24 protein-coding genes and 2 pseudogenes are annotated in these 21,051 nt (G+C 57.2%); 7 read left to right on the top strand and 19 right to left on the bottom strand.

Annotated elements, in window-relative coordinates; all coding sequences use genetic code 11:
- Positions 1 to 258 precede the first annotated feature (258 nt).
- Positions 259 to 669 carry a hypothetical protein gene (locus tag FW796_RS25755; protein ID WP_346635501.1) on the top strand — a complete coding sequence of 137 codons (411 nt, stop codon included), beginning with the start codon at positions 259 to 261 and terminating at the stop codon, positions 667 to 669.
- Positions 670 to 724: 55 nt separating this feature from the next.
- Here the strand turns inward: FW796_RS25755 and FW796_RS25750 are convergent.
- A pseudogene (locus FW796_RS25750) lies at positions 725 to 911 on the bottom strand (hypothetical protein); the annotation flags it as partial.
- 136 nt (positions 912 to 1,047) lie between these two features.
- Positions 1,048 to 1,356, bottom strand: a complete 309-nt coding sequence (locus FW796_RS25745) for a hypothetical protein (protein WP_404937052.1) — start codon at positions 1,354 to 1,356, stop codon at positions 1,048 to 1,050.
- Positions 1,357 to 1,393: 37 nt separating this feature from the next.
- On the opposite strand from FW796_RS25745, the gene FW796_RS25740 reads away from it, so the two are divergent.
- From FW796_RS25740 to FW796_RS25725, 4 genes are all read left to right on the top strand, one after another.
- On the top strand, positions 1,394 to 2,305 hold the full coding sequence (locus FW796_RS25740) for a bifunctional GNAT family N-acetyltransferase/nucleoside diphosphate kinase regulator (RefSeq protein ID WP_404937053.1): 912 nt from the start codon (positions 1,394 to 1,396) through the stop codon (positions 2,303 to 2,305).
- A 1,165-nt stretch (positions 2,306 to 3,470) separates the two neighbouring features.
- Entirely contained in the window at positions 3,471 to 3,890 is a 420-nt protein-coding gene (locus FW796_RS25735) for a hypothetical protein (RefSeq protein ID WP_404937054.1), read from the top strand.
- A 120-nt stretch (positions 3,891 to 4,010) separates the two neighbouring features.
- Positions 4,011 to 4,529, top strand: a complete 519-nt coding sequence (locus FW796_RS25730; protein WP_404937055.1) for a hypothetical protein — start codon at positions 4,011 to 4,013, stop codon at positions 4,527 to 4,529.
- A gap of 325 nt (positions 4,530 to 4,854) precedes the next feature.
- Entirely contained in the window at positions 4,855 to 5,694 is an 840-nt protein-coding gene (locus FW796_RS25725; RefSeq protein ID WP_404937056.1) for a hypothetical protein, read from the top strand.
- 533 nt (positions 5,695 to 6,227) lie between these two features.
- Here FW796_RS25725 and FW796_RS25720 read toward each other — a convergent pair.
- From FW796_RS25720 to FW796_RS25700, 5 genes are all read right to left on the bottom strand, one after another.
- Positions 6,228 to 6,818: a hypothetical protein gene (locus FW796_RS25720; RefSeq protein ID WP_404937057.1), complete on the bottom strand. Its 591-nt coding sequence runs from the start codon at positions 6,816 to 6,818 to the stop codon at positions 6,228 to 6,230.
- Positions 6,819 to 6,883: 65 nt separating this feature from the next.
- Positions 6,884 to 7,681 (bottom strand): DNA adenine methylase, encoded by a 798-nt coding sequence (locus tag FW796_RS25715; protein WP_404937058.1) that lies wholly within the window; start codon positions 7,679 to 7,681, stop codon positions 6,884 to 6,886.
- 150 nt (positions 7,682 to 7,831) lie between these two features.
- Complete coding sequence (locus FW796_RS25710) at positions 7,832 to 8,353, bottom strand: lysis system i-spanin subunit Rz (RefSeq protein WP_404937059.1); 522 nt, start codon at positions 8,351 to 8,353, stop codon at positions 7,832 to 7,834.
- A complete protein-coding gene (locus FW796_RS25705; protein WP_404937060.1) occupies positions 8,350 to 8,901 on the bottom strand; it encodes a glycoside hydrolase family 19 protein in 552 nt (183 codons plus the stop codon). Before FW796_RS25705 ends, FW796_RS25710 begins: the two co-directional genes overlap by 4 nt.
- Before the next feature lie 26 nt (positions 8,902 to 8,927).
- A complete protein-coding gene (locus FW796_RS25700; protein ID WP_446440289.1) occupies positions 8,928 to 9,971 on the bottom strand; it encodes a phage late control D family protein in 1,044 nt (347 codons plus the stop codon).
- Positions 9,972 to 10,051: 80 nt separating this feature from the next.
- On the opposite strand from FW796_RS25700, the gene FW796_RS25695 reads away from it, so the two are divergent.
- On the top strand, positions 10,052 to 10,522 hold the full coding sequence (locus FW796_RS25695; RefSeq protein ID WP_016966892.1) for a hypothetical protein: 471 nt from the start codon (positions 10,052 to 10,054) through the stop codon (positions 10,520 to 10,522).
- Here the strand turns inward: FW796_RS25695 and FW796_RS25690 are convergent.
- The 12 genes and pseudogenes from FW796_RS25690 to FW796_RS25635 all read right to left on the bottom strand — a co-directional run bounded on the left by FW796_RS25690 (position 10,519) and on the right by FW796_RS25635 (position 20,196).
- On the bottom strand, positions 10,519 to 10,725 hold the full coding sequence (locus tag FW796_RS25690) for a tail protein X (protein ID WP_446440288.1): 207 nt from the start codon (positions 10,723 to 10,725) through the stop codon (positions 10,519 to 10,521). The genes FW796_RS25695 and FW796_RS25690 overlap by 4 nt on opposite strands.
- The gene (locus FW796_RS25685; protein ID WP_446440287.1) at positions 10,700 to 11,545 is read right to left on the bottom strand and encodes a phage tail protein; all 846 of its coding nucleotides are present in this window, start codon (positions 11,543 to 11,545) and stop codon (positions 10,700 to 10,702) included. The genes FW796_RS25690 and FW796_RS25685 overlap by 26 nt, the downstream gene beginning before the upstream one ends.
- Before the next feature lie 9 nt (positions 11,546 to 11,554).
- Positions 11,555 to 14,113 (bottom strand): phage tail tape measure protein, encoded by a 2,559-nt coding sequence (locus FW796_RS25680; protein ID WP_446440286.1) that lies wholly within the window; start codon positions 14,111 to 14,113, stop codon positions 11,555 to 11,557.
- A 141-nt stretch (positions 14,114 to 14,254) separates the two neighbouring features.
- Positions 14,255 to 14,560, bottom strand: a complete 306-nt coding sequence (locus FW796_RS25675) for a phage tail assembly protein (protein WP_446440285.1) — start codon at positions 14,558 to 14,560, stop codon at positions 14,255 to 14,257.
- 10 nt (positions 14,561 to 14,570) lie between these two features.
- Positions 14,571 to 15,080 (bottom strand): phage major tail tube protein, encoded by a 510-nt coding sequence (locus FW796_RS25670; RefSeq protein WP_446440284.1) that lies wholly within the window; start codon positions 15,078 to 15,080, stop codon positions 14,571 to 14,573.
- 12 nt (positions 15,081 to 15,092) lie between these two features.
- Positions 15,093 to 16,259, bottom strand: coding sequence for a phage tail sheath subtilisin-like domain-containing protein (locus tag FW796_RS25665; RefSeq protein WP_446440283.1), 1,167 nt, complete (start codon positions 16,257 to 16,259; stop codon positions 15,093 to 15,095).
- Positions 16,260 to 16,358: 99 nt separating this feature from the next.
- Positions 16,359 to 16,787 carry a phage tail assembly chaperone gene (locus FW796_RS25660; protein WP_446440282.1) on the bottom strand — a complete coding sequence of 143 codons (429 nt, stop codon included), beginning with the start codon at positions 16,785 to 16,787 and terminating at the stop codon, positions 16,359 to 16,361.
- A gap of 463 nt (positions 16,788 to 17,250) precedes the next feature.
- Positions 17,251 to 18,183 (bottom strand): annotated as a pseudogene (locus FW796_RS25655) (phage tail protein); the annotation flags it as partial.
- Positions 18,180 to 18,785, bottom strand: a complete 606-nt coding sequence (locus FW796_RS25650) for a phage tail protein I (RefSeq protein ID WP_446440281.1) — start codon at positions 18,783 to 18,785, stop codon at positions 18,180 to 18,182. The pseudogene FW796_RS25655 and the gene FW796_RS25650, both read right to left, overlap by 4 nt.
- A gap of 1 nt (position 18,786) precedes the next feature.
- On the bottom strand, positions 18,787 to 19,668 hold the full coding sequence (locus FW796_RS25645) for a baseplate assembly protein (protein WP_446440280.1): 882 nt from the start codon (positions 19,666 to 19,668) through the stop codon (positions 18,787 to 18,789).
- Positions 19,665 to 19,991, bottom strand: a complete 327-nt coding sequence (locus tag FW796_RS25640) for a GPW/gp25 family protein (protein ID WP_072444073.1) — start codon at positions 19,989 to 19,991, stop codon at positions 19,665 to 19,667. The genes FW796_RS25645 and FW796_RS25640 overlap by 4 nt, the downstream gene beginning before the upstream one ends.
- Before the next feature lie 4 nt (positions 19,992 to 19,995).
- Positions 19,996 to 20,196: a hypothetical protein gene (locus FW796_RS25635; protein ID WP_273907291.1), complete on the bottom strand. Its 201-nt coding sequence runs from the start codon at positions 20,194 to 20,196 to the stop codon at positions 19,996 to 19,998.
- Between the two features lie 278 nt (positions 20,197 to 20,474).
- Between FW796_RS25635 and FW796_RS25630 the strand changes: the two genes are divergently transcribed.
- Positions 20,475 to 21,023 carry a hypothetical protein gene (locus FW796_RS25630; protein WP_123394371.1) on the top strand — a complete coding sequence of 183 codons (549 nt, stop codon included), beginning with the start codon at positions 20,475 to 20,477 and terminating at the stop codon, positions 21,021 to 21,023.
- Positions 21,024 to 21,051: the final 28 nt, after the last annotated feature.

The following is a 21,051-nucleotide window of genomic DNA, read 5'->3' as shown; positions in this document are numbered from 1 at the left end:
CCTTGCGAGCAATAGACTTCAACACGCCATTCTAACCAACATCGACGGTGCCCAAGCTGCACAATGCGCAAGGGCGATTCAGTTTGGCGTATGGATTGCTCCATTTTTGCCCCACAACCTCACCTCCCTAACCAACAACCAGTTCGCCAAATGCAATCAGGGTAGCGAGAATAGGGATTCGAACCCCTTCCCGAATCTGCACAGGCCGCTTTAGGCCGATTGCTGCTGCACGATGAGAGTAAAAGATGGAGCTGTATAATGATTGATAGCCTGGAGGTTCAAGAGTTTGATCGCCTTGAAGAGGCGTTACTTGAAGCAAGCGTGTCTTTCGGTGAAATGACACGTCAGTACGCTCGCTATTTGCTCAGTCTGATTGACGGCGGTGTACTTGCTAGCATTTCTGATTCTAAGTTGAAGGTGCTGATTCCATATATCGAAGAAAGTATCCTGCGAGAACGTATAGAAAGCGATGGATATCTCCGGAGAAAGCTTGCACTAGAACTCTGGGCGGTAGAGAAACAGCACCGTCAATCAGATGAAAAATTTGCTAATCTCATACGCTGTGTACTTTTTTGCTTTGAAACTGAAGAGCGCTGGATAGAGGAAGGCACAGGGGACACAACACCTATCTATCTTTACTTTCTGATTCTAAAAAAAAATATTGCCTGACATAAGACAAGGCTTTATTAAAAGCTTTCAAGATTTTATTGCAGCCAACAGGAAACATACGTTCAAAGAATAGATCGGCCGGGCCGGGCATCTCCAGGCGCACATCGGCGGTGCTGCGCTGAAACGCAGCCAGGCGGAACTGATAGCGGCTCACGTCGCCGCGGGTGATGGTGACGGAGCCAAAGGCTTTGCCGCTCGTGGCTTTGCCCGGCCTACCGAGGCAACAGCAAAAGTTTGCCTTCGATACTTGGCTGATGACCCTCCTGAACTGGACATTCCCCTTCCCTCCCTTGATAGAAAATTCCACTCAAAGACCATAATTGAAAGGAACTACGCGGCCTCTCGACGAACCTCCAGCGCACCGTCAATCCAAGCCATTCAGGCCTTCCAGAGCTGACGAGTCCTCTCTTCGCCGAACTTCATTTTCTTGCCAACTTCCATCAGCAAGGTGTCTCGGCTGGTTGGGTAGCGCATCAAGGGGCAGAACGATACAGAGCTGATCATTCTGAATGTAGTCGGCTTCATCGAGGCTTGAGCGCTTGGCTGGCTCGTGCTCGTGCTCGTGCTCGTGCTCGTGCTCGTGCTCGGCAAAACGATGATTTCCTCGAACTCGCCGGGATGTTCGCCATTACTCGCGGTATATCTTAAAATGGCCGGCTGCCGACGAACCGTAATGACCATAGCCATGGACGGCTTCCATTCTTTACAAATAAGTGTGGTTTAGATGAACAAGCCTTTCATTTCGCTGTGCCCTGAAATTACTCGGGCGCACGCGCTGACATTAATGGATTGGTTGGAGGATGAGCGCGTTACCTGCTATCTGAGCGATTCACGCGATGTCTCCCGCTCCATCGAGCAAGTCATCGATCGAACTCAATTGCCGATCCTGACCCATCTGTTCAACCGGGGCGGCCGATTCTTCATGGCCTATGACCGGCATGACGCCCCGGTGGGCTTTGTCCGTCTGATCAAGACCGGCTCCAATTGCGAGATAGTTCTGGTCATCGGAGACAGCGACAAATGGGGCCGAAACCTTGGCGCCCGCACCATCCGCGAAGGCATGAAACTAGCCTTCCTCGACATGCGGGCCGAGAAACTCATCGCCAAGATCCACCCGGACAACACGCGCTCGCTGAAAGCCTTCCAGCGCAGCGGCTTTCTGCTTGAAAGCGAAACGCCGACATTGAAATCATTTTCCATGACGGCGGGGCACTATCTCCAGTTCTTGCGCGAAGGTACCGTTGCCGACGCCACTGAGATCTACATCACTGAAATCGACAAGGCCAGGCTCGAGAGCTTGATCGCACTCGAGCAAGGCCCGGCCGTTTTTGAACTCGAACATGAGCTTGAGCGAGCCATTGTCGTCAAGCCGCAGCAGGTGGCGCGCAATGTCGTTACGATGAACTCCAAGGCCTTGCTGCAACTGGACGACGAAGAGATCGAAGTGGCCTTGGTCTACCCGGAAGACGCGGACAGCAAAGCAGGGAAGCATTCCGTGTATTCCGATATAGGCGTCGCCATCCTTGGCTATCAGGAGGGGGACGCCATCGACTGGCGAGTTTCTGATCGGACCCGCCGGATTGAGATCAGGAAAGTGCTTTACCAGCCGGAGGCTGCGGGCGATTTCCACCTATAATTGCGCCTTTCGCTTGGTGTTCACCCATCAGACGCGAGGACTCCCCAAAGGACGGTGCCTCGCTTTCTGTGCCTGAGCAGCTCGTTGTAGGGTCAAGGGTAGGCGCGGAGCCAGTTGCGAAAGCAGGAGTCGGTAGAACAGATCTAGCCGGCTCCGGCGACAATTTGAATTCTCTAAATCGACGGATTCCCGTAATTCCCCAACCCAAATCAAATTGCCGCCACCGGCCACGGAGGGCGGCGCCTGCAGCATTGAAGAGCAAATAGGAAACTGACTAATTTAATGCTTACGGTCTCCTCCCAAGACCGAAAGCACCGCCGGCGATAGTGATCACGCTGCGAACTTTCTTCTTTTTCTTTTTTGGGCTGAATAAGAGTCGCAGGCATCTGGCTCTGGCGGCACCAGCCAGGTCACAAACTCTCATGCCTTCAGGGCCTTTGCATGTGTCGAGATGTTTGCGTAAGCGCTTAAAATTTTCGATCCAGGCGATGCAAGCCGGCTTCTCGGACACTCAAAACAGGAGGCTACGAAGAAGATCTACGTTCCCGTGGGCGTCATCGCGAACCCGACGAAATAGGAAAGTTTTGGTACGCCAGCACTTTCAAGCGGGCAATAAAAAACCCCGTAGACGTTAATCTACGGGGTTTTCAAGGGTGGAGGCCGAGGTCGGAATCGAACCGGCGTAGGCGGATTTGCAATCCAGATAAAACTTCATAATTTTCAGTTAGTTAATAACAAAACCGTTCCGCAAGCGGTATAATCTAGAGAGGCTGTAACCCACGGCCTATGCGGGGTATGAATTTGATTGCGGAACTGATTTGCGCCCCGCCTAGAGGCTCAGAACCCAATGACAGTTGCCACTCGATAAGCCTCTAGCCCTTCGTCCTCTCGCCAGTTCAGTCAATCCGATGATGAATCGGGCATGCCGAGTAAAAAATACTTACAATTCAGAATCTTACTCAAATTAATTCTTTTACTGTCGCAAAAATCCAGGAAACTGAATTCTGCTAGCGCTAACTGGCAGCTATCGACCCAAAGCTGCCTATTGCCAGCGACGACTATGGGCTGGCACCATCCGTTGGCGACTGCTGATTTGCAGCTCAAGCTGATAAAGTCCGTGTAAAATTAAATCATTATAATAGTAAGTGCATCTTGAACTGCCTAGATGCTTGAAATCAAGGAAGAAGAAGTGGATAGTATTTATAAGCTTTATACCTCGCTCAAAAAAACACGCGGCCTTGACGAGCAGGTAAATCTCACACTGAATGTTGAGATGGGGTCTGCGCCAAAGTTTCTATCTGAATTTGTAGGTGGCTTTGGGGAAATATATGACGGCTACTCAACAACCACAAGAAAGTTTGAAATATTTTTAGATCAGGATGAGCGACGACTTAGGTTGAACTTCAGTGATGGAGCTCGTGAGACTCTTAACCCCCAGTTTGAGCGACTTCTCAACCCTATTGACCCTTTAAATCAACTTCAAGTAGTCCCGCTCAGTATCGACCAAACTTTACTCCTGAGCCAAGAGGGTGAGTTTTTTTCTAAAGAATACTTAGTTACTGGGAGTAATTGGTGGGGTCAGTAAAATCTGAACCGCATTTGGTTACCCCCCTAAGCGCCCGGGTGACCACGTGTAATTTTGTCGCAGACTGCTCTGAATTTTGGCTAGCTTGATCACTGGCCCTCAAGAGATTTGGTTTCTGCCATGCACTACGAACACATTACGTCATTGGAGGAGTTCCTTTCTCAGGTTGAAGGACATCTTTTGGAGCCTGGGCAGCGAGTACGCGTGTTGTTCCCAGCGACCGCAACAACCCCTTGGGACGGTAATGCGCTTGCCCGAGCGAATAGATCGCTATTGGGAAGCGTTTCAGGATCCGCAAATCTGTACGCCATTTTTACTAGTGACGACGATATATCAGAAAGCACACTCAGATATTTCGGAAAAACAACCAAGAAACTGGCACGACAACGCGTGACGAACCATCTTTTCCGAAAGCACAAGAAGACAGGGTCGAAGTTGGCTAACATCATGGCACATGCCTATGGCGGAGGAACGGTAGAGATTTCTTGGATAGAGGTGCACCCTGAGTCGCTCAGAAATTATCTTGAGGAAGAATTGATACATCGACACCCGGGAGCCGACTGGAACAGGGAAAATAGAGTTAATTTTAAATCTTCGCTCGAGGCTCTTAGTCTTAATCTGAAGGATACGGCTGGCTGAAATATGAGATTTTTTTGGGGCTGAAAAAGGCCGCATCTGGCCGACTGCTACCGTTCGAGAATGGCGGCTCTCGGCCAAAAGCGGTCAGTCCCGTACGATGGCTTTTGCCCCTAATCAGTTCCTTCAATAGGCTTGGGCAGTTGAGGAGCATCTGTGCTAACGATGACGAGAATGCTTTCATGGATGGTGCAAAACTGATACCTTCCGATCGCTCATGAAACTCAGCATCGCTGAGTATCGAGATGTAGATTAAAATAGCTAAGCTACGGTAGCGAACAATTCTATTTTCTGGAAATAAAACTAATTTTTGCCGGCCTAGAAAATAATGCCTTCTAAAAATCCATTAAGATTAGCGGATAACAAAAACGCGAATGAAGTAGCAATAGTTGATGCCTTTGCTCTTTGCATTATCATCGCCTGCTCATTTATAGCGCCAATAATTTTAATTTTTGTTTGTGCAGAAAAGAAAGACTGGACGGCTTGGATTCAGGCGATTGGGAGTGTGGAAGCTATCATTGCTGCAGCTCTCATTGCGGTCGGTACTCATCGTATGAACATCAAAGCTCAGCGCGCTAGGCAGGCCGCAGAGCATGCGCGCACTCTCTCTAACCTGAAAAGTTTGATTGAGGAAACGTACTCCTACCTAGTTTATGTTCGTGACCACGCTAAGGGAGGCTTTGATAAAGCTGGCTCAGCGGTGCTATTTCCTCCTACGCTTGGAAGTAACAAGAGCAGTTGGTCTGATTATGGCTGGAAGGCTTCAGACATACGAAGAAGTATGTCGTTATTTGAAAAGAATATTGAGCAGCTGTCGACAATTGGCTTCACCAACCTGGATGATCCATTTCTTACTAGGAATATATTGACCTTCATCTCCTATAGTAGAACCCTGCTTGAAGAGATAAGCGCAGGCTGGGATTTGTTGGATTCAGACAAAAAAGATGAGGCCGAAAATTGCGCTCCTGAAAATTCCGATTCATTTAAATATCCTCCAGGCACACCAAATTTGTCGCCGACTCAAAAGAAGATTGGCTTGTCTCATGCCATCGCACGAGGCTTTATGACCTATTATTTTGAGAATGATTTGCCAGTATTAATCCATAGCGTCTATGAAAAAATAATGATTCGATTTGATACGGAATGTGGCGCGCAAGACCTTCCATAAATGGTTTGACAGCAGGTATTTACGACCGTCCGCAACGGGTCGAAAGGAGACAATCACACGCCGATTGTGCTCGGGTATTAGTGCAAAAAAGCCCTACAGCCCCAAATAATAAGAGCTGTAGGGCTTTTTAGATGCTGCCGTATATTAAGCCACTTGGCATTAAATGGCATTGATTGGCGTACAGATTGCCCCATTTTTGCCCCATGCCAACCGACACTGAGCCCGCACCTAGGGGCCAGGCTTAAAGGCTGTCCTCGCCCTCCTGCACCGTCAGCGCCCTCCACCTAGCCGACTCTGTGAACTCCAGCATGTCAGCCAACTCGTCGGCATCGCCCCCGGCCGGCGGTGCTGTCGCCAGACCTTGCCCAGGAATGGATTGCGGCTGATATGCCCAGTGCTCATGCTGAACAAATTGCGCTCAATCTAGGCGAACCGGCCGAGATGCTCGAATGGCATAGAATAAGTAACGCAGTTGGCAATGTGCGCAACCAAGGCAAGGAACTAATTGCGCCACTTACCACCTGAAGTACCTCTTATTTGGAAAGCGTATTTTTCAGCACATTGTAGTGCTCATCAATTTTTTCTAACTGCTTCATCGCATTCAACTTCTGAACTTTCGTTATCGAACTTAGAAGGTCCCGACGCGCCTTGCGATCCCCCTCCAACTCTTCCAACTGATCGGCAACCCCAGGTAACAATGATGGCGCAACGAGCAGCTTTTCTGCCGCCTTCCCCAGCAGCACCAGGTGCAACGTCAGCCCAAGCACTGCTGAAACCTGACGACCCGAAGCAAGCTCGTGCACTGGCACGCCCTGAAGGGCTCTAACCAGACCAGCCGTAACCTCTGCGTGATACACGTTCCATAGAGTTGCGTTGCTGCCTGCTTCCTCGTCAATCAACTCAATGGCCGCCCGAACCTCGCGCGCGTATTCATAGGCAGCCTCAGCTATAGAGAAAATAGTTTTTTGCCTGAGCAGGCCCGCCTGTTCTATTGAACGCCGGGATACATATATGGCTACGGCCAAAGCAAGTAATGCCCCGACAGCCTGGATCCATGCGGGCGCCGATGGATTCGAGACCCACCCCCAAACCAAACTCTTAAACGCTGACCACTCAAGTTGCATGTCACACTCCCCGGAACGAACTAAGACCTGCGGCCCAGCAAACCAAGACCGCAGACTCAATCACATCAGAACAACAGCCCGCCTAATTGTGCAGGAGTCCAGTTCATGATCACCAGCTCGCCGGTAACTTCTGCCTTGCCATGGCGCTGGTTGGCGGTGGTGTAGCGGATGTCCAGGCACTCGAAGTGGAAGCCGTCGAACGCCCGCCGGATGTCCGGGTGGTCGTTGATGCTGACCATCACCCTACTCTTGCAGCGCCGCATGAAGTCGGCTATATGCTCGTACTCCTCGAACGGGAAGTCGACGCCGTAGCCGGCGGTCTGCCAATAGGGAGGGTCCATATAGAAGAACGTGTGCGCCCGATCGTAGCGCTCGGCGCAGGCGAGCCAGGACAGGTTCTCGACGTAGGTGCCGGCGAGGCGTTGCCAGGCGGCAGAGAGGTTCTCCTCGATGCGCAACAGATTGATGGCGTGGCCAGTCGTTGCGGTGCCGAACGTCAGCCCGGTCACCTTGCCCGCGAAGGCATGGTGCTGCAGGTAGAAGAATCGGGCGACACGCTGAATGTCGGTGAGGGTTTCCGGGCGGGTCATCTTTTGCCATTCGAAAACCTGTCGCGAACTGAGCGCCCACTTGAACTGGCGCACAAACTCCTCAAGGTGGTTCTGCACGACCCGGTACAGCGTCACCAGGTCGCCATTGATGTCATTAAGGACTTCAACTGGCGCGGGCTGAGGCCGCAGGAAGTACAACGCGGCACCGCCAGCGAAGACTTCAACGTAACACTCATGGGGTGGAAAGAGAGGAATAAGCCGGTCGGCCAGACGGCGTTTGCCGCCCATCCAGGGGATGATAGGGGTAGACATTAAAAGCAAGACCTTTGCTGTAGAGAGAAACAGGTGCTAGGCTCGCCGCGCTTTGTGCACAGAGCAGGAGCCTTGGCTGGACTTGCAGGACCATTCTGCGGGGACAGCGCCCGGGTTAGATGTTGACGCATCTGACCCGGTCGCTCCTTTTCACTTCGTTGAAACGATTTCTTTGATGTAGCTCTGGCAGGCCGCCAAAGCGATCAATCCTTGGTCACCGTCGCCGGTGATGGCGACAATTCGTTGAGCAGTCGTTGGGTCAAGCTCGGCTCGCGCGCTTCCATGAACCACGCCGCAGGTGCCGGCGGTGGCTGGCAACCCACCGCCACCACCCGAGGCGGCGGTGTTGAGTAGGACTGACAGCCGGAGATCAGCAGTAGCCAGCCGATCACGCAGGCGAGCTTGGTTCGTTTGAGCATCGCGCAATTCCTTGTAGTGGGTTTCGTCATTCGCCTGCAGGCGGTCCTCCAGGGCCCGGCGGGCATCCTGTTGGGTTTCCTGCCAGTTGATCACCGCCGTGGCGGCCTGATCGCGGTCCCGGCTGTACGCCTCGGCCTGATCAGCCAGATCCTTGCCGTAGGCGTTGGCCTGCCACGTCCAGGCCAGCCAACCACCCAGGGCAAACCCCAGCACCAAGGCCAGGACCGGCAACAGCCACCCCGGGGCCTTCAAGGCAGCACCTTCAATGCACGCTCATACAGTGCCTCACGATCCGCCAGGCCGTTGGTCCCGCCATTGATGCGCTTGGTGATCGTGAGAAAGTCGCCCCTGTCGGCCAGGGTGTTCAGGCCCGCACGCTGCCAGAACCAACCCGCCGACATCGCAGCGTAGACCGGGCTTTCCAGCAACTCAGGGGTGTTGAGCAATCGAGCATCGCTGAACAGCGCTTCGCTACAGGCTTCATAGTTCGCCCGGCCGGTGACCTGGATCAGCCCCCTACCCCGGTACTTCTGGCCGTCGCCATCGGCCTGCGGGGTATTGCCCAGCCGAGCGGCCAGAGTGCCGGTGTCGTACTTGCTCAAGTACTGGTCGTTGCCCAGCTCGCGGACATAACGTAGCTGGCCCGATTCGTGGCCGATCTGCGCGATGAACGCAGCCATACGCAGGCAGGTGATGATCGCGTACTTGCTCATGGCGGCGTTGAGAGCAGGAACAAAAACGCCGGCTTTTGCGCCGGCGTTGGGGAGGATCTGCAGCAGCTGCTGCGCGGTAATCGTCATGCCTGATATCTCCAGTGATGGTGGGGTTAAAGCTGCACAACCTTGAGCGGCTTGGTTTCTTTCTTTTTCTTGCCCTTGGCTTTCGCCTTGCCCTTCTTGCCGCCGTTGCACTCGACCGTGGTGCTCCACCCGGACTGGGTGAACACCTGCTCGACCGAGTCCACCAGGTACTCACCATCGAGGCCGACCTTGAAGCCCTGGGCATTGATCATGCGTTCAGCGAATAGATCGGTTCGGCCAGGCATCTCCAGACGCACACCGGCGGTGCTGCGGTTGAATGCCGCCAGACGCGCCTTGGCGGCCTGCTCGGCGGCGGACTTGTTCGGATAGATATGACGGTCGGTGTGCACCGGCGGCAGACCGTCCGGGGAGTCCTCGTTGCCCAGGTCGACGACGCGCAGCTTTCCGCTCTTCTTGTCCTGGTGCTTGGTCTGCACCGCCTTGTGGGTGCTTTTGTCCCCCAGGCGGAACTGATAGCGGCTCACGTCGCGGCGAGTGATGGTGACGGTGCCAAAGGCCTTACCGCTGGCGCTCTGCCCGGCCTGTCGGGGCAGCACCAGCAGCTTGCCGTCGGCCACCTTGGCCGTGCAGTCGTACTGCTTGGCCAGGCGGGTGATAAAGTTGAAGTCGGATTCATTGAGCTGGTCGACCCGGAGCACCTTGGTGGTGACCGGGCAGACCGGCTGCCAACCATTGCGAATCGCTACATCGCGCACGATCTGCTGCAGAGGGACGTTTTCCCAGCTCCCACTGCGGGTGGTCTTGCCACTGCCGCGCATGTCGCTGGCCTTGCCCCGGATCTCGATAGAGTCGGGCGGCCCCGTCACCACGACCTCGTCCACCATGTAGCGACCCAGGCGCGTCAGTGACTGGCCAGCGTAGCCCATGAACACCTCGATGCTGGCACCACGGCTGGGCAGCGCCACAGCGCCGTCGCGGTCGTCGATGCGCAGCTCAAACTCGTCCGACTCCATACCCGGCTTGTCCGAGGTGCGCAGGGTCAGTAGCCGGTCATTGATCAGTGCGGTGATGTTCTTTCCGTCCGCAACGATTCGGAATACAGGCGTCATGCAATAAGCCTCCCCCTGGGTGACAGTACGACGGGGACTTCATAGAATCCCCAGCCGTTGCCCCTACAGGAGTTGAGAAAGTGAAAAGGATTTTTGGATTGACGCTGTGCCTATTAGCCGCCTCGATGGCACAGGCAGAACAGAAACTGCGAGTTATAGACCTGGGTGACGATGCGCCGGTGAGCGCCGAAGCCGCAGAGCGCGGCAGACAGGCCATCGCAGCTCAAGAAGCTGCAAAGAAGATCAAGCCCGAGGAAGCCCGCGACTTCCTCAAACGTCTTAACAAGGCAGTAGAGCATGGCCAGAACCTAGCCAAATCCGGAACAATGGACAGCAAACAAGCTCGTGAGCAGGCCATTGCGCTGAACAAGCTACAAGACGAAAGCGACCGCTTCGGATCGCTGTTTGCCCCCTTCGCTAAATGCCGTTCCGCCGCAATCGACGCGGCTTCATCCTGGCAGGGCATGATTTTCAAAGATGCTCGTCAGTACTCCGAAGACAACACGTCCTACCAGGCCAACGCCAAGGAATGCGCCAAGGCCGCCGGCTAATCCCACAACTGCAGCGCGGCCTCCGTCACCGCCGGCAGTTCCGGCAACACGATCAGCACCCCAGCCCGGAACGGCTGGGGCTCTTCGGCAAGCCCCTGGTTGGCATCCAGCACCGCTTCGACACAACCATTGAGGTGCCCGTAATACTGGTGACACAAGGTGTCGAGCAGATCCCCGTCAGACGTTCTGCATGTCGTCGCCATAGCTCACGAACTCCATTGAAAAGCCCTGTTTACGCGGGATGCCCCCGGCCAGCAGATGGCTCTGTTCTTCCTCAAGGCTGGTCAGGCACCAGGTGCCCAGCACTTCGCCATAGCCCGTGGTTAGGCTCAGCGGCTGCAGGCGTCGCCCGATGCTGCGCAGTTTTTGCAGTTGGCCCAGACCACCCTTGAACCCAGGAAACACCGCGCCCTTGAGGGTGATCTTGTCGTCACCCTGCCCTACCGCCTGCTGCGCGATGCTGCGGGTCAGGCGTTCCTGGCCAGCCCAGCGGAACCCGGTCTGACGGCGCAGCTCTTCAAAGGCGGCCGTATCGAGATTGAAGTAATACGGCTGTCCACCAGTCTTCAGCGGATGGATGATCAGCAGGTGCGGGAACGGCTTCACCGCCTCGGCCGCCGGGGTACCCAGGTTGCCGAATGAACCGGTCGGGAGGATGTTGCCCAGGGAAGGACTGACCTGCCCACCGATCCGGTTGATCGCAGCACTGGCCTTGGCAGTCTGTTCCTGCAGCGTACCGAGCCGCTGCTGGATCTGCCCCGCCGCCGACACGGCCTGGCTGTACTTGGCCGCCACCTCACCGACCACGGACTGCGCGGCGGTGATGCCGCGCAAGGTACGCTGCAGCTTTGCGCCCATCTCAGGCCCCACAAACGGGATGTTCTCCAGCTCCGAGGCGGCGCCGGTAATCTCGCTGATGGCTCCGTTCAGCGGGGTCAGCATGCCATCCGCACTGCCGCGGCCCGCCTCCCCCGCTTCAACCAGGGACTGAAACCCCGACTGCAGTTGCTCCATGTACGCCATGGCACCTCCTTAAACGTGTGGTTCATCCGACAGCTGACGAGCCGCAGCCTGGCGGCTGTACTCGTCGAACATCCGGCGCATATAAGGCTCAACCTCCCGGGCCACCTGAGCCGGGTCTTTAACGTCCCCCTGCACCGTGACCTGCAGGCTCGGCGAGAAAGCAAATTGCTGGTCGACCTTGGGCACCTGCTTCGCAGGCTCGGGCGCCTTGAGCATTGCCGGCACAGCTGCCGACGGTGAGGCGGTCCCCATGGAGCGCACCACCTGCCCCATCATCGGGGGTGTCTGTCCGGTCTTGAACGATTTCGCGATGTCACCCAGGACCGGTGGAATGTCCTTACCGGCGTTGACCATCATCAGTGGCCCCGCCGCCGGCATCCGCTTGAGTGAGTCGTCAGAACCAAACATCGCTTTTCCGGCATAGGAACCCAGGGCATCACCTCCCAGGTAACCGACAGTGCCCCCGATGGCAGCACCGATAGCGCCCCCGATGGCAGTTCCAAGCACTGGAACAACAGAGCCAATGGCCGCACCAGCAGCCAACCCCATTTTTGTCCCGACCAAAGCACCCGCCAGACCGCCAGCCGCGCCGCCATAGCCCTCTGCTTTCTCGTCCTTGGTCTTGGCATTCTGATAGGTATCCGCAGCCTTGAGACCGGCACCAAGTACCGACAGGATGGCCCCACCCTTAAGCACCGGTGCCAGCCCCTTGAACAGGGAACCGACACCCTTTAAGGCCGTCGAGCCTAAACCCACCGCACCTTTTGCAACGGTCCCCACACCGCTGCGGCTAAAGACACCCCTGAGCGCCTGGCCGACACGACCGAGCCGCCCCGCCCTTCCTGCACGGGTTCCCTTACCGCCTTTGCCACCCTTCTTGTCCCTGCCGCCATCGAGGTCGTAGTCGCCACCACTCAGTCCGCCGGCGTTTGTGACGAACACCCGCTGAATCACGTTCGGGTTACCCATCAACGAGCCCCGGGCGACATTGAGCAGGCCCTTGCCGATCTTGAAAGCGGAAACCACGCTCTTCAGCGCGACCAGCCCTGCGCCCAAAGCGGTGATCCCCATCACCAGGGGCGGAGCTTTCTCCGCCAGCCCAGTCAGCGACCTGGCCACCGTGGTGATGTGCTTGGCTACCGCATCCGTTGCCGGCCGCAGCGCATCCCCAACCGCCCGCATGCCGTCGTTCATTGCATGAACTGTTTCGGCCCACAACTGCGAGGAGGTTTCCCGGCGCTCGGCCAGGTTCTTGTCGAGAATGCCCTTAGCGCCTAGCGAGTCTTTCTTGAGCTGCTCATACAGCTCCCGATTCTGCGAGTACGCTGTCAGCGCCGCCTTGACCTGCATGTCGGCGAACAGATCGCCGGTGCGCAGGGACTGCTCCAGGGCGTTCAGCATGGCTTTGGCCTTGGCCGGATCCGCCTCCTTGCTGATCTTCGCCTGGGCCTCGGCCATCTTCGCGGCCTTGGCCGGGTCGGTTGCCTTGATGTACCTCATGGCCAGCTCAAAGCTTGACTCCAAGGTCGACATGCCTTTTTGAACGCCGGTACTCAGCGAGGCCTGGTAATCAATACCCGCATCCTTGTAAGCCTTGACCACTTCACTGGAACCGATTTTCTCCATCCAGTTTTTCAGGTTGTTGGCCGCCTCATCGGAGCCGCCGGCAGTCTTCATCTGCACCTGCAGCATCGAGCCCAACTGACTCACCGCATCCATGCCGGTGATTTCCATCTTGCCCATGCCGGCTAGCAGTTGCGGGAACCAACGCGCCATGTCGGACGCCTCAAAGCTGCCCGCCTGGCCCTGCATGGCGATGGCTTCCAGGGCCTTCTCCATGACCTTGGGGTCGCTGATCTTGGCGTTCTGCTCCAGCGCCTGGATCATCTTGGCGGTGTCCTCACCACCCGACCCCTGCCCCACGGCGAACTTGGCCGCCACCGGTGCATAGGACAGCGCCTTGTCCAGCTCCATCCCCGCGCCAACCAACTGATTCACCAACTCGGCCACGTCGTTGCGACCCATTCCGGTGTCTTGCGAGGTCTGAATGATGGTGCGCGTCATCTGGGCTTCTTGCGGCTTGTTGGCCACGTCCGCCTTGATCGCAATGTCGCGGATGATCGCCTGATAGTCCGCGCTTATCTTGGTCGGAATGGCCACCGCACCGACCCCGGCCACGGCCTGGCCGATCCCGGACTTGAGGCCCTCCTTGCCCTGCTGGATCTGCTGGTGCCCCTTGAGCTGCAGATCCGCCCCCCTGGCCACGCGGCCGAGTGCCTGATACTCCTGGCGCAGTTTGTTTACCTGGATACCCTGCTTCTGCAGGCTGCTCAGGTTTCCCTCCAGCTTGCGCAACAAACCGGCGGCCGAGGCCGCACCGGCTTCGTGGGCCTTCTTCCATTCATCCCGCAGGCGCATGGTTTCGCCGATGGTGTTCTTCAGCACCTTGGCCTTGTTGCCTTGCTCCTCCAGCTTCTTGATCCGGCCCTCAACCGTCTTGAAGGCTGCCCCCACCGTCGAACTGACGGCGCCGCCGATCACCAGCCCCAACGCCAGTTTGCTTGCCATCTGATTCACCTATGCCCAAGTTGATGGGCTCAGTCCGTGAGCCACCAGACCATGTCGGAAAACCTCATGGTCATGATTTCCTCGGCAGAGAAATGCAGCTCGCTCGCGAGCCGCTTCGCCGCCATCTTCATCACCGCCGGGTCAAAGTTCGTCGTCTTGCACCAGGCGAAAATAACCGGCCTGCAGGCGCTGGTAATCCTTGAGGGTCATGCCCTCCAGATCCTTGGCGCCGACCTCAGCCAGACTGGAGAACAGCATGAGTTCGCGCTGTTCGTCGTCACTGCCAGCGGCAGTGTTAGCGGCACGCACATCCCGCACAGTGGGTGCGCGCAGAGTGACCTTGTCGCAGGCCACGCCATTCATCTCCACCGCCTTGGTGAGGGTCACGGCCACGCTCTCGGCGCACAGGGTCATCCAGGCCGGTGTCTTTTTCGATGCTTGAGTCATGAGTTTCTCCTTACAGGCCCAGGGCCGAACGGTGAGCGGCGAGCTGGTCGACGCCGTTGATCACGCGCTTCATACCCAGCGCATCGATCTCGTAGATGAGGCGGCCGTCTACTTCCAGCTTGTAGTAGGTCAACGCCACGTTGTGCTTGATCTCGGCCTTGTCGCCGGCCTTCCAGTCGCCCATGTCGACCTCCTTGAGCATGCCGCGCAGGGTGACAATCACCGGGGTGACCTTGCCCTTGAGGCCCTTGAAGGCACCCCGGAACACGCCGTTGAAGGCGGTCCCGTCAGCCAGGCCGAAGAGCTTCAACGACTCGCGGCGCACGCCGGTGGTGGTAAAGCCGGCCTCTTGTTTTTCCATGCCCATGTCCAGTTCCACCGGCAGGTCCATACCGCCGGCCCGGTGCTCCTCGGTCTTGAGCGTGAGCTTGGGCAGGGTCAGGCTCGGGACATCGCCCTGGAAGCTGATGCCATCGGCGAACAGGTTCATGTTCGCCAGGGTTTCGGGAATCATTGCCATTGCTGCGGCTCCTTAGGCGGCGGTGTCGATAACTTCGGTCAGCCATTGATTGGTGACCTCGACACGGAAGTTGGGGTTTTCGGCGGGCGGCACGTCGGTAAAGCGGATGTTCCAGTACACCTTGCCCTGCTCCAGCTGGCTGGCGGTGTTGAGTTCGGTGTCCGCGTAGACCTCGAAATTGATAATCGCGCCCTGGTTCTTCAGGTCGCGCATGAACGCCTGCAGACCCTCGGTCACGTCCTTGACGTAGGTCGCGGTGATCGAGCGGTCGACCGCCCACTTGTGCCCGTAGAGGATCGCGTCCATGACGATGTCCATGGTTCGCACCCGGGTGACGAACGCCCACTTCGGATCGCTCGACAACGTGCGGTTGCCCCACAACCGAAAGCCCGCATCACGAATAATCGTGGTGATATTGGCGTTGTTCAGCAGGTTGGCCCGGCAAGTCTCATCCCCATCCAGAAACTCAATAGCCCGCGTGGTACCGGTGAGGCCAACAAACTCCTTGTTCGAAGGCGATGCCCAAAAGCCGTACTCGTTGTCGGTCCAGGCGAACAAGCCCGCTGCCCAGGCCGAGGCCGGCGCATCGACGGTCGCGCTCTCACCGGTGTCCCAGTACTGAATGCCCGGGTCGACCAGATAGGCACGCTTGACGCCAAAGTTTTTCGCGTACTCCATCGCCGCCTCGTCGGTGGTGTTGGGGCCGTCGAGGATGGCCAGGCCACGCAGCTTGTCGGCCAGGGCCACCAGGGCGGTACCGACCGGCAGGCCGGCGCTGTGCTTGGGAGCCACCAGCAAACGCGGCTGGGCATTGAAACGGCTCTTGCCATCCAGCAGCGCCTGCAGGCCGGTACGCTTGCCGCTGGCCAGCACCCCGCCAATGATCGCGGAGGTCTGCTGTGCGGCGTCCTGAACCTTGGCCACGCCGCATGCAACGATCACCGCCTTGGCGCGCTGATAGATGGCCTTGCACGCCTTGGTGATGGCCGCATCCGGGCCCCAGGCCGCGATGGCCTCGCGCTCGCTGGTGATCAGCAACAAGTCGTTGGCCTTGGCACTGAAGTCGGGGCCTTCGGTGAAAGTGTCCACCAGGCCGATGATCGAGGACGACGGCAGCGAGATAGTGCGCGCGCCGGTGTCCACATTGGTGACGGTAACGCCGTGAAAGAAACCACTCATGGATAAGCTCCAGAAATGAAAAAGCCCCACATGAGCGAGGCTGTGAGAGGAACGGGCGCCGTAGCGCGAGAAAGAAAACGCCCCGTCAGTGCGGGGCGTTTACTCGGTTTGCTCGGCGATCCAAGGTGGCGCCGCCGGGCGGTGTTCGACCTGCGGAAAGTCCGACGACTGTGGCCAGTTACGCAGAGTCTGCATGTACATGAGCAACTCATTGAATTGATCTGATGTCAGCGTTGTCGGCACTTCGATCTCCTGCTGATCGCGGTGCCGATCACGTAACCAAACCACTGACGACAACTCAACATCCCGCCACGCCCGCTCAAGTCTGGCAAGTGCAGCTGGAGACGAATCCACTGGTAGTGGATCTGCAATGGTCGGAGCGCCATCCGCATCTGGCACAAGAGCCTTGCCTTCAGCAAGGGCTCCGAAGAGCTGGCTGTGACGCTCCGCCGTGACCGGAACACCACCATTGTCTTCAACCGAAAAAGCAAAGCGCTGGTCAACCGGGACCCAGTTTGCATAGAACATCAGATCACCTCCCGAACGCGAAAAAATCGATAACCCCGGCCAGGCTTGAACCGGAACCCATCCATTGGTTGTCGACGGTGAAGCCGTTGAGGGACTTGTCGCGCACTTGCGCAACGTTCCCGTTATCGAGCCTGCCGCCTGAGTAGACGAACGTTGCATTTAGCGCGTAAGAGCCCGTGTATGCGATTGGAAGGGTCACTGAAACCGACGCACCGGCCCCCCCTTCAGCTGTTACGTTCACGCTGCCCTTCTGAAGAATCCAGCCGCCGAGCCAGCTTGGCAGCTTGAGCGCCGCGTAGTTGCCCGTGATGATCACAGCACCGTTGAACAGTTTCTTCGGCGTGACGGCAGTAGTGTCATCGTTTCCAGCATTCACATCTTCTATTGTTGCGATCCTTACCGCGCCGCGAACTGTTTCTGTAGCTTGAGCCTTGACGACCGTTTCAACCTCAACCTTTGTGTAAGCGTCAGTGATGCCATACGCCGCCAACGTAGTCGCCTTGTTGGCTTTTGTGTCGGGATTGAAGTTGCCGGAGTGCCAGGCGATGTTGCCGAAGAATGAAGCCAGCTTGTTGGGCGCATCCAGTACCAAAGGGAAAGTTACTTCCCCCTTGTAAACTGCAAAGAAGCGCAAAACGGTGTTGACGATGTCTGCGCTGACTTCAAATCCAGGGACGCTCCACTTTAATTCTGGACTGTCGTTACTGCCGTTCTCAAGAATCAATGTTCCTGACATCGATCCGCCAGCCTTCGGCAATAGCCCGCTAACTGCCGCGTTCATCTCCGTTTTAGTCACCCCATCAGTGATACCAAAGCCACCCAGCGTCTTCGGGTTTGACCCGCTAACAACGATGCCCCGCTTGTCGATGGTGACCACCCGATAAGTGCCAGGAGTCTTGTCTGCCGGCAATGCCGCACCCAGCGAGTCGTCGACATATTGCCGGGTCGCCAGCACCACCGCCGGATCAATCTTCAACACGATCTGCGCGGTATTGGCCACGATGAAATTCATGCGGATGACCTGGGTCTTTCCGGTGCCCTGAACCAGCAGGGGCTTGAAGCTCGGTGCGCAGTTGGCCACCGCCACCAGATCGCCGTCGGCATCGAACAGGCCGATCTCACGAATCCAGCGCCCGCCAACATCAGGCGGGATCACCTGCTCAGTGATGATGATGTTCGGGTTCGCAGGATCAGTGCGTACTTGGTTGACCGGGGCCCGGCGCCATTCGTTGATCAGCTTGGTCTGGGTCCGGTTCGGGATGGGGTCGGTGCCGTTGGCATCACCCACCGCCATTTCTTTGAATGTCCAGGGCACACCGAGCGCGGTAGCGTTGGCTTGTTTCGCCTCGCCTACCGCCGTGAGGATGGCGAAAAACTGACTGTTGGAATCGATCATGGGTACACGTCCAGGGTGTCTATTTCATCAATGCACACGACCTGGCCATAACGGCCGGTCACTTCGATATCGCGGGGTGTCGGAGGGTAAACGTCGATCACTTCGCCCTGATCCACATAGGCGCCGTAGCCGATCCCCCCTGAAGTTTCCAGGCTGATGGCCAAGCCGGTCATGTGCCGGCTGACGGGCTTGGCGTCGTCGATCAGCCGGGTCAGTTCCTGATACATCTCTTCGGTGATGCCGGTGTCCAGCACGCCGACCTTGAGGGCAAAGGTGGCCGGTTCACCGGCGGGCACCGTCTGCCACCACTCGACCACCTCGATCAGGTAGCCCAGCGGCTCCACCACCCGGCGCAACGCACCGATGGTGCCCTTGCGGGCATGGATGAAGTGGGCCGCACGTATCGCGTTGCGCTTGACCGTCTCGGACCAGCGCGGGTCCCAGCGATCCACCGACCAGGCCCAGGCCAACTGGGGCAGCAGATGCACCGGACAGGTCGCGGGGTTGTACAGAGTGCGCAGCACAATCGAGGTGTCGCCGGCGTTAGCGGCTTCAAGCGCTCGTTCCAACGGCGTACTGTTGATCGGCAATAGGCTGGTCATCTCAACCTCCCAGCGTGACGTTGTAGCCGGTGCAGTACGCCGCCTGGGCCAGGGTCGGGGCAATGTCCTGCCACCCTGGCAACTCGACCCGGGCCACGCCGGCCACATGCAGTTGGGCATCAATGGCCGAACGGGCCACCTCGATACCCAGGCGCCGGCGCGGGTTGACCCAGGCGGCAAGCTTGCGCTCAGCCTCAGCCAGCGCGGCATCACTCTCCGGCCCTGGCCCCTTCATGTGCAGCACCGCGTCAATGCGATACGGCAGCACCTGGGCACTCTGCACAGTGACCCGATCCCCCAGCGGCCGCACGTCCTCATCGTTGAGGGCTGCCGCCACTGTCGCTAGTAGCTCAGGAGCGGCCGCGCCGTCGCCTTCCAGGCTCAGCACCGTGACCGTCACGCAGGCCGGTGATGGGCTTTCGGCCTCGGCATCTGCCACCAGGGCCGAGGCATTGCGCGCATGCAGGATGTAGCTGTTACGCGGGCCCGCCGTGGTCAGCCCTTCATAGGCCAACTGGACACGCTCGCGCAGTGCGTCGTCGGCTTCCTTAACCTCCGCCACCGGCGGCACCGCTTGCGGATCACCGGCCTGGATCACCAGGCGCTGCAAATTGACGTTGGCCGCCAGATGATCCAAGTCCGTGCCTTTGGCGTGGGCCAACATCAGCGCCTTGGCCGCGTCGTTGACCCGGGCCCGCAGCTGCATATCCCCGTAGGCTGACAGCTCCAGCTGCTTGGTGACCGGGTCGCTCTCCAGGTTGGCCGTCCAGTTCTCGCCCATGTGCCGGCGAAAGGCCGCCAGCTTGCTTTGATATAACGCTTCAAAGTCCAAGGCTTCCAGCACCTGCGGCGCCGGCAGTACCGACAAGTCCAGCATGCTCATGCCGTCACCTCCAAAACCGCGTTATTGCCCAGGTACTGACCGACCAGCTCGAAGCTGATCTGGCCACCCACCACCGCTACCACCCGCACCCGCTCCAGCTTCAAACGTGGCTCCCAGCGCAACAGCGCCCGAGCCACTTCGGCCTGCACCGCGCTTTTCCAGCCGCCGGTCACCGGCAAGTCGACGTAGCGGCGCAGGTTGCTGCCGTACTCCGGACGCATCCGGCGACTGCCCAGCGGCGTAGTCAAGATGTCCTCAATGGACTGCCGCACATGCTCGATGCCGGACAGCGGCTGGCCGGTGCGGCGATCCATTCCGATCATCGCGTTACTCCTGCTGCAGATCCGGATGCTGGCTCAGGTACTCCAACGCGGTGCTGTCACCGGTGGGAGCGGATACCCGACCCTGGGCCACGGCCAGCTGACGGCCGTCCGGCAGGATCAGCACCCGGGAGGTGTAGAGGATGTCGCGGAACACTGTAGGGCCGGCGCTGGCTGATGCGTCGGTGAGCTTTTTTGAGGTAGTCATGATTTCTCCGTGTATAAAAAATCCCGCGTACAACAGGCTTCCAGCTAAAGCTGCATAGCTTTGAGTAGATCAAACTAACGCGCCCTCCATTAGCTGCAATTGAGAAGCACATAGAAACGGCACCAGGAGATGCCAGCGCCACTCAAATTTTTCTGGGCTAAATTTTGTTACTACTCAGCAAGTGAGCCGTAGGTGATCTATATAGGATTAAGGAGTCTACTTCCTTACGGTTTAGACTCAGTTTAAAAAGGCGTCTTAAACTCGCAAAAGGAAAGGCTATGATTATAAAAAACGCCATATGCATCAGCTTGTCCTTACTGATGACAGGCTGTATTAACTTCACCTCTCCCGCCCGAAGCTCAAAGCTCCAGGCATCGTCAAGTTACTGGTTTGATTACGACGCATCTCGACGCGGGGCGTTTCTTGTACCAGATGGCACGAAGATCAAAATCTGCGCGGAACCCCCACCAGATGTTGCACTAAGCTTGGTTTCGAAGCTCGAAGCCGATGTAAAAAAAGACGGTGTTGGAGAGGTATCAGGAAAAACCGAGTTCAATACAACAGTCGTAAAACTGGTGGAGCGAACTCAAATGACAATGCTCCTACGCGAGTCTCTTTATCGACTTTGCGAACAGTCCTTGGGACAGAACTTTACATCCGCCCAAATACTTAAAGCTTATGAAGACACTGTGCAAGCGGCAGCTGACATAGCCAAGGCAGATTTGATAAAAGCACAGGAAAGTCTAGTTAAATCCGAGACAGTACAAACCCTCGTTAACCAAGGAAAAAGCCCCGTAGAAATACAGGAATTTCTCGAGCACAACTAGGGTATTCGTCTAAACGTAGATTTAACAA

The sequence above is a fragment of the Pseudomonas sp. 910_21 genome (assembly GCF_052850735.1).
Note: the sequence above shows the minus strand (reverse complement) of the source record. Positions and strands in the feature narration are given on the sequence as shown.

Bases quoted from the DNA above. Each gene is read 5' to 3' on its own strand.
- FW796_RS25755 (WP_346635501.1), top strand. From the start codon at position 259: ATGATTGATAGCCTGGAGGTTCAAGAGTTTGATCGCCTTGAAGAGGCG.
- FW796_RS25745 (WP_404937052.1), bottom strand. From the start codon at position 1,356: ATGGCTATGGTCATTACGGTTCGTCGGCAGCCGGCCATTTTAAGATAT.
- FW796_RS25740 (WP_404937053.1), top strand. From the start codon at position 1,394: ATGAACAAGCCTTTCATTTCGCTGTGCCCTGAAATTACTCGGGCGCAC.
- FW796_RS25735 (WP_404937054.1), top strand. From the start codon at position 3,471: ATGCTTGAAATCAAGGAAGAAGAAGTGGATAGTATTTATAAGCTTTAT.
- FW796_RS25730 (WP_404937055.1), top strand. From the start codon at position 4,011: ATGCACTACGAACACATTACGTCATTGGAGGAGTTCCTTTCTCAGGTT.
- FW796_RS25725 (WP_404937056.1), top strand. From the start codon at position 4,855: ATGCCTTCTAAAAATCCATTAAGATTAGCGGATAACAAAAACGCGAAT.
- FW796_RS25720 (WP_404937057.1), bottom strand. From the start codon at position 6,818: ATGCAACTTGAGTGGTCAGCGTTTAAGAGTTTGGTTTGGGGGTGGGTC.
- FW796_RS25715 (WP_404937058.1), bottom strand. From the start codon at position 7,681: ATGTCTACCCCTATCATCCCCTGGATGGGCGGCAAACGCCGTCTGGCC.
- FW796_RS25705 (WP_404937060.1), bottom strand. From the start codon at position 8,901: ATGACGATTACCGCGCAGCAGCTGCTGCAGATCCTCCCCAACGCCGGC.
- FW796_RS25700 (WP_446440289.1), bottom strand. From the start codon at position 9,971: ATGACGCCTGTATTCCGAATCGTTGCGGACGGAAAGAACATCACCGCA.
- FW796_RS25690 (WP_446440288.1), bottom strand. From the start codon at position 10,725: ATGGCGACGACATGCAGAACGTCTGACGGGGATCTGCTCGACACCTTG.
- FW796_RS25685 (WP_446440287.1), bottom strand. From the start codon at position 11,545: ATGGCGTACATGGAGCAACTGCAGTCGGGGTTTCAGTCCCTGGTTGAA.
- FW796_RS25680 (WP_446440286.1), bottom strand. From the start codon at position 14,113: ATGGCAAGCAAACTGGCGTTGGGGCTGGTGATCGGCGGCGCCGTCAGT.
- FW796_RS25675 (WP_446440285.1), bottom strand. From the start codon at position 14,560: ATGACTCAAGCATCGAAAAAGACACCGGCCTGGATGACCCTGTGCGCC.
- FW796_RS25670 (WP_446440284.1), bottom strand. From the start codon at position 15,080: ATGGCAATGATTCCCGAAACCCTGGCGAACATGAACCTGTTCGCCGAT.
- FW796_RS25665 (WP_446440283.1), bottom strand. From the start codon at position 16,259: ATGAGTGGTTTCTTTCACGGCGTTACCGTCACCAATGTGGACACCGGC.
- FW796_RS25660 (WP_446440282.1), bottom strand. From the start codon at position 16,787: ATGTTCTATGCAAACTGGGTCCCGGTTGACCAGCGCTTTGCTTTTTCG.
- FW796_RS25650 (WP_446440281.1), bottom strand. From the start codon at position 18,785: ATGACCAGCCTATTGCCGATCAACAGTACGCCGTTGGAACGAGCGCTT.
- FW796_RS25645 (WP_446440280.1), bottom strand. From the start codon at position 19,668: ATGAGCATGCTGGACTTGTCGGTACTGCCGGCGCCGCAGGTGCTGGAA.
- FW796_RS25640 (WP_072444073.1), bottom strand. From the start codon at position 19,991: ATGATCGGAATGGATCGCCGCACCGGCCAGCCGCTGTCCGGCATCGAG.
- FW796_RS25635 (WP_273907291.1), bottom strand. From the start codon at position 20,196: ATGACTACCTCAAAAAAGCTCACCGACGCATCAGCCAGCGCCGGCCCT.
- FW796_RS25630 (WP_123394371.1), top strand. From the start codon at position 20,475: ATGATTATAAAAAACGCCATATGCATCAGCTTGTCCTTACTGATGACA.